The organism is Rhizobium sp. NZLR10, assembly GCF_019685125.1.
In the GTDB taxonomy this organism is placed as follows: Bacteria; Pseudomonadota; Alphaproteobacteria; order Rhizobiales; family Rhizobiaceae; genus Rhizobium.
Window position 1 is genome coordinate 1 of the sequence record NZ_JABDWE010000016.1, and the last position, 14158, is coordinate 14158.

Below are 14158 nucleotides of genomic sequence, written 5' to 3' on the forward strand. Positions count from 1 at the left end.
AATAAGCCGATATGGCCAGAAAACCCGCCTCAATCGGCCAAAATCCCACCGCACGACAGCCAGTCTGTAAAAAAATCAGACCCACAGCAAGCAACTGCGCCAACGCAGAGCGAATTTCAGCAGCCTGCTAGATGGCAACCTGTTCACCGAGCTCGACGACACGGTTCGAGGGCAGGTTGAAATAGTCGGAGGGATCGATCGCCAAGCCTTCCAGCGCCATGAATATGCGCTCCTGCCAGCCGGGCAGTCCGGTGTTCGGCGTCCTGACGAGGTTCCGGCGGCCGAGATAGAAGGAGGTCTTCATGATCTCGAACTTGAACCCTCCCTCCCGGCAGAGGGCGAGCGCTCGGGTGACATCGGGGTCGTCCATGAAGCCGAAGGTGAGATCAAGCCGCACAAAGCGCGGCGAGAGCTGGCTGATCTTAATGCGGCGGCTGTCCGGAACATAAGGTTCGTCTTCGGTCCAGACGCTCAGGATGACGTTCTGTTGGTGGAGCACGTGGTTGTGCTTGAGATTGTGGAGCAGAACATTCGGCGTCCGATCCGGAACGCTGGTCAGGAAAATCGCCGTTCCCGGAACGGTGACCGGCGAATGGTCCGACTTTCGTTCGATCGACCTTATGAAGGAATCGAGCGGGATCTCGTTGTTGGCACGCAGCCGCTTCAGATAGGCCTGCCCTCGGGTCCACGTCCACATCAGGATCATGATCGCCAGCGCAAGGGCGACCGGAACCCAGCCGCCATCGTAGATTTTCAAGAGGTTGGCTGCCAGGAACAGGACTTCGATGAGGAAGAGCGGCAGCAGCACGACGGCGGCGAGTACGAGGGAGTAGCCCCAGACGGCCCGGAGGAACTGGAAGACCAGCATGGTCGAGATGACCATGGTTCCGGTCACCGAGATGCCGTAGGCCGTCGCCAGCGACTCGGAGTCGCGGAAGGAAAAGATCAGCATCAAGACGCCGATCAGCAGGAGAAGATTGACGCTCGGCACGTAGATCTGGCCGGTGTTGGTCTCCGATGTGAACTTGATCCGCAACCGCGGCAGGAAGCCGAGGTGAACCGCCGAGCGGGCCAGTGAAAATGCGCCGGTGATGACAGCCTGGCTGGCGATGATCGTCGCCATCGTCGCAAGCAGAACCACCGGCAGCAAGGCCCAATCGGGATACATTAGAAAGAACGGATTGGCCGCCGTTTCGGGATGGGCGAGAACCAGCGCGCCTTGGCCAAGATAGTTGAGGAGCAATGCCGGAAATACGAGCACGAACCATGCCGTCTGGATCGGGCGGCGGCCGAAATGCCCGAGATCGGCATAGAGCGCTTCGCAGCCGGTGACGGTCAGAAAGACGGCACCGAGCACGATGAGGCCGACGGTGCCGGCATGGGTGAGGAACAGGAATGCATTGATCGGATTGAGCGCCTCCAGGATTGTCCAGTCGTCACCGATATGGATCAGACCGCCCGCCGCCATGGCCAGAAACCACAACACCGTAATCGGCCCGAAAAACATCGAGACGGCAGCCGTTCCCCGCGACTGGACGCCAAACAGAACGATCATGATCGCAGCCGAGGCAAGCGGCACGTATTCGGCAAAGGCCGGTGTGACGAGCTTCAGGCCTTCGAGCGCCGACATGACCGACAGAGCAGGCGTGATCATCGCATCGCCGATGAACAGAGCCGCTCCAATCAGCCCGGCGAAAAAGAGCACAGGCACGTTTCGCCCCATCTTCTTCATCAGCAGGGCGAGAAGCGAAAGCGTGCCGCCTTCGCCATCATTGTCCGCTCTGAGAAGGAAGAGCACATATTTGAAGGTCACAATGATCGTCAGCGTCCAGACCATCAGCGAAATGAGGCCGACGACCTCGGCCTCGTGGACGCCATCGGCGGCAAAGGGCCTCAGCGCCTCACGAAGGGCATAGAGCGGGCTGGTGCCGATATCGCCATATACGACGCCGATCGCGCCGACGACCAACCCGACGAAGCCCTTTCGGCCGGTACCTTCACCCGTTCTGTCTGCATGTGTCGACGTCATGGTTCCCCGCTCATGCCACCTGGCCTTGAACACAAACATATGCCGCATTGCAGAACGGCAAGTAAATTGATGTGGCGTGCGATTTTTTTGTGAGCAGTCAGGACGCCCAAACCGGTGCAACCATACGGTTAACACGCGCGGCGGCTGTCGGTTGTCCTGGGGCATTCATGTCCGTAGCCGGCAGGGGTGATTACCGGCTTTTGCTGGGTGATTGGAGCCATGTGCACTGTATTACTTGGCGCATCTAAAGTATTATTCATAGTTATCTTGAATGTAGCTCGTATAGGTGACAACCAAAATCGCACACTATCGTCAACTCCCTGGCGAATGATCTTGGCGCTCAAGCACTTGCGGGGTGCGGTGCGTCGCCTCTGAATGAACCTCGTTCGGATAGCGGATGTCTAGCCAACTTGCCTGCAAAATATGCGTTCTGCCGGGTTTGCGATGGTCGTGTCCATTCGAGATCGATGGCTTGCACTGGGTGATTTTCGGTCTCGTTTCGGACAAATTCTTGCCGCCAAAATGCCAGTATTAGTTGTTTCTAAATCACGCCATAATTGGCACCTACGTTGCCGCTCCTGATTTATTCTTTGCCACATTTCTGAATTTCAACATTATACAAACAATGGTGGGTAACTATGAAAGTTATTCTCGTCATCGTCCTCACGGTGCTTGCCGTGCCCTGTGAGGCGGACATGCTGGGCACGGCATCCAAGTACAAGAGCATGCACGAACGCTCCATTTCCTTCCTCAGCATCAATCCCCGCAGGGTTTCGTGGTGCGGGGCGTTCCTGGCCTTTGTCGCCAAGCGATCTTTCCGGCAGCCGCCGCCCAATCCTAATATGGCGATATCCTGGAAAAATTTCGGCAGGCCGGTCTTCTTCCGCTCAGCCAGGCGGGGAGACGTGGTGGTGATCCGAAGCGGCCGACGCTTCCATGTCAGCCTGTTCGATCACATCGACCAGCGCCGACAGTACGTCTACCTGTTCGGAGGCAATCAATCCAACCGGGTGCAATTGTCCAGGTATCGCGCCAGTTCGGTCGTCGCAGTGCGACGATGATGCCGGCTTGCAGGCCGAGTGCGCGCGCGTGGCCGGTGGCCGACCTCGTCCTTCGAGGCCCTGCGGGCACCTCAGCAAGGATGAGGTGGGAGAGAGGGTGCGGCTTGTGTCGCCGCGCCGTGCCAGGGGCCAGACTCTGCAAGGCAATGGATTGGCGACGGACGCAATTGCAGGTTAGCGCGGATAGGAATTGCCGCTGACACTCCTGAACGCGGTGATGATGCTCTCCACCGCCAGTTCTGCCTGATCCGATGTCGTTTGGAAATTGGTGACGGAGAGGCGCAACACGTCGCGGCCGCGCCATTTGGCGCCGCCGGCGAAGATCATGCCGTCGGCCTGGATCCTTTCGATCGTCTTTCGGGTCAGGGCGTCGCCTTCTTCGGAGGGCAGGTCGGCTCCGAAGCGGATGACGAGCTGGTTCAGCGTCACCTCGTTTAGAATGGCGATGCCGGGCTCGCGAGCAAGCAGATCGGCTGCCAGCCGCGCCGAGGCGCAGCACTGGTCGATGAGGGCGGCCACACCCTCGCGGCCGAGATGTTTCAGCATCGCCCAGGTGGCGAAGCCGCGCGCGCGCCTCGAAAGCTCCGGCACGTAATGGGAGGGATCGCGTTCGCCTTCGCCGGCGAGCGGCAGATAGCTTGCGGCGATCGTCATGGCGCGGCGATGGGCGAGCTCGTTGCGGACGATCGCATAGCCGCAATCATAGGGCGTCTGCAGCCATTTATGGCCGTCGGTCGCCCAGCTGTCGGCCGCTTCGATGCCGCGGCTGAGATGGCTGGTCTTCACTGACGCCTGCGCCCAGAGGCCGAAAGCACTGTCAACGTGCACCCAGGCGCCTTTCGCTTTCAAGAGGGGGATGATGGCGGCGAAGTCGTCGAAGGCGCCGGTATTGATCTGCCCGGCCTGGAGAATGGCGATGACGGGACCGGAGACCGTATCGAGCGTGCCTGTCAGCGCGGCCAGGTCGATCCGCCCCACTGGATCTGTGCGCACGCGCAGCACGCGATCGTGGCCGAGGCCCAGGAATTGCAGCACCGAGAACACCGTCGTGTGGGCGTCGTCGCCGATCAGCACGGTGATCTCGGGCCCGCCGAACAGGCCATTGGCATCGGCATCCCAGCCGACTTGGCGCAGCACCTCGCCGCGTGCGGCGGCAAGGCAGGTGAAGTTCGCCACGGTCGCGCCCGTCACGAAGCCGACCGAGCTTTCGGCCGGCAGCTTCAGGAGATCGAGAAGCCATCTTGCAGCAACGGTCTCGACGGCGGCCGCGGCCGGAGCGACAGTATGATTTCCGGCATTCTGGCCCCAGGCGCTGGTAAGGAAATCAGCCGCGACACCGACCGGATGCGAGCCGCCGATGACCCAGCCGAAAAAACGCGGGCCGGTCGTCGCGTGCAGGCCGGGCTCGGCGCCATCCGAGAGCTGCCGGATGACATCGAGCATATCGGAACCGGCGGCCGACAGCGGCTCGTCGAAAGCGGCGAGGGAGGCGGCGTAGTCGTGAGTGGGCACATGGCGGGCGGGCGCTGCTTGCCGGAACGCGGCCGCAAGCCGAGCGGCTTCCTGAAACAGAGATGCGATTGCCGACATGCGGATCCCCTTCTGTCGTCGATCCTGAAGGGCCGCCGCTCAAAGCGAACTGCTCTATCAAGGCAGTTTAGCCGATATCGCCGGCGCTGTCGTTGCGCGCCTCGAGGACGCATATTGAGGTTGGCGCACAGTATGCCGAGCGCTCCTGCCCAGGGCACTGCCCGAAATCGTCGTTGCTACGAGTGCGAGAGCTGTAGCCCCGCGAAGTCCTGGCACATACAGGAGGATTTGAGTGGCAGCCGCCTTCGGCGCACGTCTCGCCTTTACCGGGATGCTTAAGATAAATCGAGCATAGCGGGAGATGCTTTCTTATTCTCTCCAATAACCACCCTACCATCTGCTGTTCATTTCTGAAATTATTAACGTATGCTTAAAATCTATTGCATTTTGCCAAGTATCATTCAATAATGTGGAAATATCATTCGCGCCGCTGTCAAGGCCGCTCTGCCAATCAGCGAGGGATATGCATTGAAGTATTTCGTTGTCTACGCGCTGGTGTGCTCTATGGTCGGGATAATTCTTCTCGTCTTCATCCATCAGATTGCACCCTTCAAAATGGACAGACTCAGCGATCAAGCGACCGCCTGGTCAGCCGCTACATCGGCGACCGGGTCAGCCGATACGCCGGCGACTGGGTCAGCCGATCAATCGCCGACCAGGTTAGCCGATCAATTGGCGACTGGGCCGAGCGAACAGCCGGATGAGCTGGTCGTTCGGTCGACGCGCGAACCGGCGACCGACCAACCAGCCGTCCAGCCGCCGGATCAATGGGACCTCCGGCCATCGAACCAACCGGTGGTCATGCCATTCAATCAATCGGGCGTCCGGAAGGGCGGCCGGGTCGGAACTTCGGCGGAGTAATCGCCAGCGGAGCATCGGCCTCGCCCTTGGAGGTTCTCGCGGGGCGCGACTCAGAGTGAGGTCTCCGTGGAGGCGCGTGCATCCTTCTGCGCCGGCTAGCATATGCGCGGCATCCTCCAACTCATCCTGAGGCGCGTAGCCCATAGGGCGGAGCCTCGATGGACATACCGCAGCGGCTTCTTGCATTCTTTCCACGTCAGTGCACCCGCCTCGTCCTTCGAGCCGTGCAGGCGCCTCAGGATGACGCTCTCTCTGGCGCTGGCGCGAGGGGTGGCGCAATAGGAGCAGGAATCGAAGTCATCGCGTCGGCTTGCATCGGCCGGAGCCCTCTGTAATGACGTAGCTGAGATATCCGAGGAGGTCTCCGATGGATGCGAGCGGCGTGACGATCAGGCTTATCCAGGCAGACGAAGTGGAGGCTTTCCGGCGTATTCGCCTGGAAGCGCTACGCGCCGAGCCGTCCTCCTTTGCCAGCCGCTACGAAGATTGGGAGATCTTGCCCGACGAGGAGTGGCGCAATCGCCTGAACGAGCCGGTTTTCATTGCGTTTCAGGATAATGAGCCCGTCGGTATAATGGGCCTGCTGCGGCAGCGCTCGAGCAAGATGGTCCATCGCGCGACGATCGTCATGGTCTATATCCGCGCCCACCTGCGCGGAACGGGTCTCGCTGGAAAGCTGCTGGAGGCGGTTTCCGATCACGCACGCGACTTCGGCATTCGGCAACTGGAACTGTTCGTCAGCGCGGAAAACCCCGCGGCAATCCGCTTTTACCAGCGGCAGGGCTTCTCCGAGATCGGCAGGATCCCCGGCGGGGTTCTGGAGGAGGGCAGGGAGATCGACGACGTTATAATGGCTCGCCGTCTGGTCGATTGGGCCTGACGGGGAAATTCAGCTCAAACCCCTTTACCTCATCTATTGACCTCAAGCGCGGTTGGGGTCGCAGGATGCCGGCATTAAAGCGCGTCGCGATCTTTCAGAATCGCTCCTTGCGCTTTAGCTCGTTGTTTTTGCGCATGTCGTTGCCGCAAAACCGCTGCACACTTTTGCGCGACATGCTTTGGGCTGGAGGTTTGCCGTGACGAAGATTCTGAGAGACGAGGATCTGGCCGGCAGTGCGTTGATGGGCGTGGCGATGGATGCGCTCGAGACCGCTTTTCTCGCGAGAGCCGGCAATCGGCTGGTCTCTCCGCCCCGGCATCATGTGTCCTTTCCCGATCAAGGCGATCTCGTCTTCACCGTCGGCGGTATCCTTGGCGACAAACCGCTCGCGGGCTTTCGGGTCTATGAAACATTCGGCGGGACGGAGCATTCGCAAATCGTCGCGGTGTGGTCGGCCGACGATGCCAGGCTCAAGGGCATCGTCCTCGGAGAACGCCTCGGCAACCTCAGGACCGGCGCCATCGGAGGTCTCGCCATCCGCCATCTCAGCGCGCCTGATGCCAGGATCGTTGGGATCCTCGGCAGCGGCGCGCAAGCGCGAACTCAGCTTGCCGCAGCCGCCGCCGTTCGAAAACTGGACCGTGCCCGCGTCTATAGCCGCGACGAGAAAAATCGCGCCGCCTTCGCGGCCGAAATGCAGCACGCCCTGGGGCTGGAGGTGGACCCTGTCGGCAGCGCTTGCGAAGCCGTTGATGACGCCGACATCGTCATCTCCGCGACGACGAGCCAAACGCCCGTCGTCCATGCGCGGGATCTGAAGCCCGCCGTGCATGTCAACACCGTCGGCCCGAAAACGCTTCGGGGATACGAGCTCGGCCTGGATGTCGCTGATGCCGCAGCGGTAATCGCGACGGATTCTCCCGAACAGGCCCACGCCTACGCTTCGCCCTTTTTCCTCGCCGGTTCCGGCAACGAAGATCGTTTGGCCGACCTTGCCGACATCATTGCCGGGAGGACGGCGGGGCGAGGATCGCTTGGAGAGACGACGCTGTTTTGCTCGGTCGGCCTGGCTGGAACCGAAGTCGTCGTCGCTTCGGCAATCCTCGATAGGTTAGGGTTGTCGGCGTAGGCTTTGATTCAAGGCGGGCATTAAGCGTTTGTTTTGATGCAGGTTATCGTTGAGATTTTAGGAGCAGCGAGATCTACGACGTCAAATGAAAGGGCGCGGCATCCTCCAAGGTCCCTCGTCCTGAGGCGCGGAGCCCATAGGGCGGAGCCACGAAGGACACGTCGGAACCCTGCTTATTGCATGCGTCAATCGCCGGCACACCCGCCTCGTCCTTCGAGGCCCCTGCGCGGTGCCTCAGGATGAGGCTCTCTTGGAGGCCGTGCGGCAACCAGAGATGCGCTTAGAATCTGATTCAAGGACGCGCTTCAAGCCACTGTTCACCCTGTCCATTCGCTCCTTCACTCCAGACCCAGGACATCCCGCATGCCGTATTCGCCGGGCGCGCGTCCTGCGACCCAGCGGGCGGCGGCAAGCGCGCCGCGGGCAAACATGCCGCGATCGAGAGCCGAATGCGAAAGTGTTATGACTTCCTCGGCGGCGGCAAACAGCACGCTGTGTTCTCCTACCAACCCGCCGGCGCGCAAGACGGCGAAGCCAATCTCGCCGGGCGGCCGCTCGCCGGTGATGCCATCGCGCCCGCGCCGCTCGACGGATGCCAGGGAAACGCCGCGGCCCTCGGCGGCCGCTTCGCCGAGCATCAGCGCCGTGCCGGACGGCGCGTCGATCTTCCTGTTGTGGTGGGCCTCGAGGATTTCGATATCCCAGCCATGCGCGGGAAGGGCGCGCCCCGCCTGAGTGACGAGACCGATCAGCATGTTCAAACCGATGGAGAAATTACCAGAGCGCAGGATCGGAATCGTCCGGGCAGCCTCAGCGATCCGGTCGAGGTCATCCGGCTCGAAACCCGTCGCTCCGATCACCAGTGCCGGACCGCCGGCTGATGCGCACAAGCCGGCAAGTTCGGCGGCAGCGCTTGCCGTCGTGAAATCCAGAATCACATCGGCCTCCGCGATCGCATCCGAGCGGTCGATCAGCCCGGCGCCTGCAGAGCCCTCACGACCGATGCCGCCGACGAACGCAAAAGTCTGATCGGCCGCCAGCAGCGGCAGGATGGCACGACCCATGCGGCCGTTCGCACCGGCGACGGCTATTTTGATGGATGAGGTCACGGTCTTTCCTAGCTCAGAAGGGCGAGTGCGAAGCGGAGGAGGTTTGTCGCGTTAGACGCAGATAAAACAGAGCGACGGCGTAAACAACTAGTACGACGGGTATTTCCGCCAAGACCGGAAGCAGGATCATTCCGTCGCCAGGTCCCGTCTCTTCTCCGGGCGCCATCACCGGCGTTGCCAATATGGCGAGCGTGATTGGCGAGAAACACACCCATAGAAACGCGAATAGGTATAGCAGCCATCTACGGCGCGTGAGCATCCGCGCGATGAAGATCGCCGAAGCAGGTATTAGGATGTTCAAAACAAAGACAAGCGAAAGCGCAAAGAATTCCGGCAGGATTGTCGGGTAGTGCGGATTGTACGCCATGAGGTTTTCTCAGAGGCTGCTATCGATCGGATGTCGGCAAGTTCCGGAGGCTGCTTGGCGTTACCAATTGCCGGGGTCGGCGGTGTGATCGATGCTGGCGAATTCATCCGCCTTTTCCCGGTCAAGCTTCACCTCCGTGGTCACCGTGGTCTCGTCGGTGACCGTATAGCGGTCAGGGACCGATCCTCTTGATAGTTCCTGATACAGGAGCAGGGCAGCCTCCTCGGCAGTATCTGCCTCGATCTCCCGGGTGACTGATACGGTGAACTTGTGCATGGCTTCTGCCCTCTCGACCGGCGCGCAGGCGTACCCGTGGCTTGCGCAGTTTGACACGAGTTTTGTGTCTAGGACACCAAAACTGCATTGTTCAGACTTTGATTCATGCGACGGTTTCAGTCTTTGTTTTTATGAGTTTGTGTAGACTCCGCCGGTGGTGCAGCAACACGGCGGTCACCAGGCATGAACCCTTGTTACGCAACGACGTCGGATATCGTTTCGGCCGAAGCGCCTACCAGACTGAACTCGCCGTCGCGAAGGCGATAGAATCCGTATTGGGGAACGGGCAGTTCCAGCATCTCTCGTTTTGAAAGGCCAGAATAGACACCGCGGACCAATCTGCCAAACAGCCCGTGAGAAATCGCGACTGTCGTTCCGCGTATGCCTGAGATCCAGTCCTTCGCCCGGGCACAGGCAGCATCAAAGCTTTCTCCGTCGGGAGATTTGAAATACCAATCAAAAGCGTCGGACCCGTCCAGCATTCCCGGAAACTCGTTGTCGATTTCGAACTTGGTCATGCCGTCCCAACAGCCGATGGTCACCTCCATCAGCCGCGGTTCCTGGTGGGATTCCAAAGGCAATATCCGTTTCACTCGAGCCGCAGTCTCTTTCGTTCGACCTAGCGGGCTAACTTGGAGTTGGAATGAACGCTCGGTGCCTGCGACTTCCTTTTTCAGAAGCTTCGCCGCCTGTTCGGCCTGTTCGATACCGCGCTCCGTAAGGGATGAATCTTTCTGGCCTTGGAAGCGGCCTAAGCTGTTCCAAATGGTCTCGCCATGGCGAAGCAGGAAAATCATCAGCGTTGTTCCAGGCAAATCAATGCAACAATGAGGGGTTTATTGAAGCGAAGAGGACGGTGCAGCAGCTCGCTCATGCTACAGATCAATGATGACTGCAATTGGCGCGATCCGGGAGAGCCAGGCCCTCTTTTATCGGCTCTTTGCGTCCGCTTGGCAGCGCTCGGCAGTCCTTCCCGAGAAATTGCTACCATGGGCTGGAGAAAGACGGTTTGCCTCATATCTAACGAAGGAAATGCGAAACGAAGAGCGAAAGGACCGCGCAATGGCGAAGAATACGATCTGCGTATGGTATGACAAAGACGCCGAGGAGGCTGCCCGCTTTTATGCCGCGACGTTTCCAGACAGTGCCGTAGGCGCCGTCATTCGTGCACCGGGAGATTATCCGGATGGCAAGCAGGGAAACGTCTTGGTCGTTGAATTCACCGTTGCGGGTATTCCTTGCATCGGCCTGAACGGCGGTCCAGCGTTAAAACACAACGAAGCCTTTTCATTTCAGATTGCAACCGACGACCAGGAGGAAACCGACCGCTACTGGAACGCCATCGTCGGCAATGGCGGCCAGGAGAGCGAGTGCGGCTGGTGCAAGGACAAATGGGGTGTGTCCTGGCAGATTACGCCACGTATCCTTTCCGAAGCGCTCGCGGCAGGTGGCGACCAGGCAAAGCGGGTTTTCGATGCGATGATGACCATGAGGAAAATCGACGTCGCGGCGCTCGAGGCGGCTCGGCGCGGCTGAACCTTCACGCAGTAGGTTTTCCGGAGTGTCGGGTCCGGTGAGATTGACCTACATTTCCAGGGTCCTTCGGAAACGGGACAGGCTGTCAAAACCAGAGATCGCGCACGCAGCGCTCTTTGGACGGAAGATCTTCGAACGTATCCAGGCCGTCGAAGTGATCGATTGGCAGATCGGCGACCAGATCCGGCGGCGCAAGCCGGATGTTGACCGCCATGCGCCGGCGGCCATCCTTTTGAAGCCGCAGGCCGCGCCAGCTCAAGACACAGGCGCAGGATGGGCAGAACAAGATTTCGAGGGACGAGGTCTCCCGGCCGGAGCGGGTATAGGAGGCGGTTTCTCCGCTGAGAGCGATACGCTCTCCTTCGTAATCATAGGCCCAGAGCGTGCCGTAGCGGCGGCAGAGAGTGCAGTTGCAGGCGGTGATCGAGCCGGGATCACCTCTAAGTGTCCAACTCGCCTTGCCGCAATGACATGAGCCCGTCAGCATGAGCGTCAGTTCAATCCTGCTTCTTGTTCAAGGACGGCATCCTGCCTCAATGGCGCGACGACCGCAATTGGGGCTTTCGGGCGCTCGCTGTCCCGCGCTCGCCAGGCTCTGTTTTGGCGATATTCCCGTTTGGTCAATTTATAAAAGTTCTAGTTGAGATGGCGGCCAAAAGATGATCCCATACGACTTGGCGTAGTCCGAGTCCACGCTTCCTCCCAATTTTGATCCGAGCGGCCCATGTCGATTTCCGATGCGATTTACCGTCCCTTCGAAACGTTGATCCGGCCGCTCGACATTCCCTACCGGCCGCTGCCTTCCAAAGGTCCGGTGACGGTGCTCCTGCACTTCATCTCGATGTTCCGTGGCGTGCTGATCGCGCTTGCGCTTTGCTCCATGGTGTTCGAGTTGATCAACCTGACGATCGTCTGGGGGCTTTCGGTCATCGTCGATGGCGTGACGCAACAGGGCGCCGCCGCCTTCTTGCACAATGAATGGCTGCTGTTGACCGTTCTCGGCTTCCTGATCTTTCCGGTCATGCCGATCGTGTCGTTCATGCTGAATACGCTGAACTCGCATACTTTAGGCATCGGCATGCCGGCTGCCATTCAATGGCAGGGACATAAGGCGGTGGAGCGGCAAGACCTTGCCTTCTTCCATGATCTCTATGCCGGCCAGGTTGCCTCACGCCTCTCGCAGGTATCCTCCGCCGTCCAGCAGCAGATCCTTGCCGGCTTCCAGTCCATCCCGCGCTTCCTGATGCAGCTGGTGGGCTCTGTGATCCTGCTGAGCGCACTCGCCTGGCAGCTTGCCCTGCCTGTCGTCGTCTGGATCGCGCTCAACATCGCATTCACCGCCAGGATCGTGCCAACCTTCGTCCAGCGCTCGCGCCGCACCGCCAAGCAGCGCAGCCTGGTCGCCGGCGCCATCACCGATCTTTATACCAACATGCAGATGATCAAGCAGTTTGCGGCCGAAGACAGCGAGGCCGGCGCCATCCGCCGCATCATCCAGAGGACCGTGCAGACGCAGCACAGCGAACAGCGTATCTATCGGTCGTCGGAAGTGACTGTCGTCATTCTCAACACGCTGCTGTGGCTGACCATGCTGTCGATCGGATTTTCCGGCCTTGTCAAAGGCTTCCTCACGGTCGGCGAGTTCGTCGGCGCGGTCTACATCCTCAACCGGCTGTCGTCGCAGATCTTCGTCTTCCTCCAGATGGGCCAGCAGATCTTCCAGGCGATCGGCACGATCAAGGACGCCATGCCCGTCATGACCACACCTCCGACGATCACCGACCGGCCGGATGCGACCGAGCTCAGTGTTCAGCGCGGCGAAATACGTTTCGAGAACCTCCACTTCGCCTACAAGTCAGGCAAGCCTGTCATCAACGACCTGTCGCTGACGGTCCGGCCCGGCGAGAAGGTGGGTCTGGTCGGCCTCTCCGGCGCCGGCAAGACCACGCTCGCAAATCTGCTCCTGCGCTTCTACGACATCGGCGACGGCTCGATCCTGATCGACGAGCAAGACATCCGGGCGGTCACTCAGTCAAGCCTTCGCCGCGCGATCGGGGTGATCGCGCAAGACGTCGCACTGCTGCACCGGTCGGTCGGCGACAATATCCGCTACGGCCGTCCAGAGGCGACGCAGAACGAAATCGAACGGGTGACGAAGATGGCGAGCGCCGATGCCTTCATCGCTGATCTGACTGACAGCGAGGGCCGCAGGGGCTATGACGCCTTCGTAGGCGACCGCGGCATCAAGCTCTCCGGCGGCCAGCGCCAGCGTGTCGCTATCGCCCGCGTTCTGCTGAAGGACGCGCCGATCCTGGTGCTCGACGAAGCGACCTCCGCGCTCGATAGCGAATCCGAAGCCGCCATCCAGGGGCGGTTGAACCTCGTCATGGAGGGAAAGACGGTGATCGCCATCGCCCACCGGCTGTCGACCATCGCCAGGATGGACCGGATCGTCGTGCTCGATCGCGGGCGGATCGTGGAGGAGGGCAGTCCGGACGAACTAGCCGAAGGCGACGGCCTGTTTGCCCGCCTGTGGAAACGCCAGACCGGCGGCTTCATTCCCGAAGACATCGTTGAAGCATTTCCGGCCTCACCCAGGGCTGACTGAGTCGTTGAATTTTTTGTCGCGGCAGACTGAGTCGACGCACCCCTTGACGATCACGGCGGCACTCCTGCCTATTGCCTGCAAGGGAACCGGGGCAGGGTGGTCATGATCAATCCGTCGAGCAACTCGGGAATGCGCGACGCCGATGTCACCATCCGTCGCATTCTCAAGGTCAACCATGCGGGCGAGTTCGGTGCTATCAGGATCTATGGCGCCCAGATCCTGATGGCCCGGCGGCTGTTTCCCGACATCGTGCCGGCGCTTGAAGAGATGCGTGAGGACGAGATCGACCATTGCCGGCTGTTTCGCGAGGCAATGCCTGCAAGGCGCGCCAGGCCCTGCCGCGTCATGGCCTTCTGGAGCCTCGGCGGTTCCGTACTCGGCATCCTGACGGCGCTTGGCGGGCGCAACATGATCTGGATCTGCACAGAGGCCGTTGAAAGCACGGTCCACCGCCATCTCGAAGACCAACTGGCCTTCCTCGCCAAGCGCGATCCCGAGCTTCACGCCCTGATCGCCTCGATACAGGAACAGGAGCTGGCGCATCTGAGGAAGGCTGAGGACAGTCAAAGGAGACGGGGCCTGAACCACGCCTTGCTCCTGCCCATCATCGGCTCTCTGACCGATCTGATGATCTGGCTCTCCACCTGGGGTGACTCGAGCTGGATGCGCGCCGAAATGACACGTGCGGGGAAGGGATAGGCTTTGACGGGGA

Annotated in this window: 14 protein-coding genes; 6 read left to right on the forward strand and 8 right to left on the reverse strand. The window is 60.4% G+C overall.

All coding sequences use genetic code 11. The features are described 5' to 3' along the window. Nucleotides 1–127: 127 nt before the first annotated feature. A complete protein-coding gene (locus tag HJB82_RS22170) occupies nt 128–2029 on the reverse strand; it encodes a potassium transporter Kup (RefSeq protein ID WP_221116770.1) in 1902 nt (633 codons plus the stop codon). A gap of 638 nt (nt 2030–2667) precedes the next feature. Between HJB82_RS22170 and HJB82_RS22175 the strand changes: the two genes are divergently transcribed. Then, on the forward strand, nt 2668–3090 hold the full coding sequence (locus HJB82_RS22175) for a TIGR02594 family protein (protein ID WP_207580916.1): 423 nt from the start codon (nt 2668–2670) through the stop codon (nt 3088–3090). 174 nt (nt 3091–3264) lie between these two features. On the opposite strand, the gene HJB82_RS22180 is transcribed toward HJB82_RS22175, so the two are convergent. Together HJB82_RS22180 and HJB82_RS22185 are read right to left on the reverse strand one after the other, a co-directional pair. After that, entirely contained in the window at nt 3265–4680 is a 1416-nt protein-coding gene (locus HJB82_RS22180; protein ID WP_221141422.1) for an aspartate aminotransferase family protein, read from the reverse strand. Between the two features lie 330 nt (nt 4681–5010). Further along, nucleotides 5011–5217, reverse strand: coding sequence for a hypothetical protein (locus tag HJB82_RS22185; protein WP_221141423.1), 207 nt, complete (start codon nt 5215–5217; stop codon nt 5011–5013). Between the two features lie 691 nt (nt 5218–5908). Here HJB82_RS22185 and HJB82_RS22190 point away from each other — a divergent pair. Further along, a complete protein-coding gene (locus HJB82_RS22190) occupies nt 5909–6421 on the forward strand; it encodes a GNAT family N-acetyltransferase (protein WP_221141426.1) in 513 nt (170 codons plus the stop codon). Between the two features lie 196 nt (nt 6422–6617). After that, the gene (locus tag HJB82_RS22195) at nt 6618–7550 is read left to right on the forward strand and encodes an ornithine cyclodeaminase family protein (protein WP_221141428.1); all 933 of its coding nucleotides are present in this window, start codon (nt 6618–6620) and stop codon (nt 7548–7550) included. 338 nt (nt 7551–7888) lie between these two features. Here the strand turns inward: HJB82_RS22195 and dapB are convergent, their stop codons facing one another. From dapB to HJB82_RS22215, 4 genes are all read right to left on the reverse strand, one after another. Next, nucleotides 7889–8659, reverse strand: coding sequence for a 4-hydroxy-tetrahydrodipicolinate reductase (gene dapB / locus HJB82_RS22200; protein WP_221141430.1), 771 nt, complete (start codon nt 8657–8659; stop codon nt 7889–7891). 13 nt (nt 8660–8672) lie between these two features. Then, on the reverse strand, nt 8673–9026 hold the full coding sequence (locus HJB82_RS22205) for a hypothetical protein (RefSeq protein WP_221141432.1): 354 nt from the start codon (nt 9024–9026) through the stop codon (nt 8673–8675). A gap of 60 nt (nt 9027–9086) precedes the next feature. Beyond that, the gene (locus tag HJB82_RS22210; RefSeq protein WP_221141434.1) at nt 9087–9302 is read right to left on the reverse strand and encodes a hypothetical protein; all 216 of its coding nucleotides are present in this window, start codon (nt 9300–9302) and stop codon (nt 9087–9089) included. A gap of 194 nt (nt 9303–9496) precedes the next feature. Continuing rightward, on the reverse strand, nt 9497–10099 hold the full coding sequence (locus HJB82_RS22215) for a histidine phosphatase family protein (protein ID WP_221141436.1): 603 nt from the start codon (nt 10097–10099) through the stop codon (nt 9497–9499). Between the two features lie 265 nt (nt 10100–10364). Between HJB82_RS22215 and HJB82_RS22220 the strand changes: the two genes are divergently transcribed. After that, complete coding sequence (locus HJB82_RS22220; RefSeq protein ID WP_207580907.1) at nt 10365–10838, forward strand: VOC family protein; 474 nt, start codon at nt 10365–10367, stop codon at nt 10836–10838. Nucleotides 10839–10923: 85 nt separating this feature from the next. Here the strand turns inward: HJB82_RS22220 and HJB82_RS22225 are convergent, their stop codons facing one another. Beyond that, nucleotides 10924–11325: a GFA family protein gene (locus tag HJB82_RS22225; protein WP_207580906.1), complete on the reverse strand. Its 402-nt coding sequence runs from the start codon at nt 11323–11325 to the stop codon at nt 10924–10926. A 237-nt stretch (nt 11326–11562) separates the two neighbouring features. On the opposite strand from HJB82_RS22225, the gene HJB82_RS22230 reads away from it, so the two are divergent. Both HJB82_RS22230 and HJB82_RS22235 read left to right on the forward strand, forming a co-directional pair. Next, a complete protein-coding gene (locus HJB82_RS22230) occupies nt 11563–13446 on the forward strand; it encodes an ABC transporter ATP-binding protein (protein WP_207580905.1) in 1884 nt (627 codons plus the stop codon). A gap of 102 nt (nt 13447–13548) precedes the next feature. Beyond that, entirely contained in the window at nt 13549–14145 is a 597-nt protein-coding gene (locus HJB82_RS22235; protein WP_221141439.1) for a demethoxyubiquinone hydroxylase family protein, read from the forward strand. Nucleotides 14146–14158: the final 13 nt, after the last annotated feature.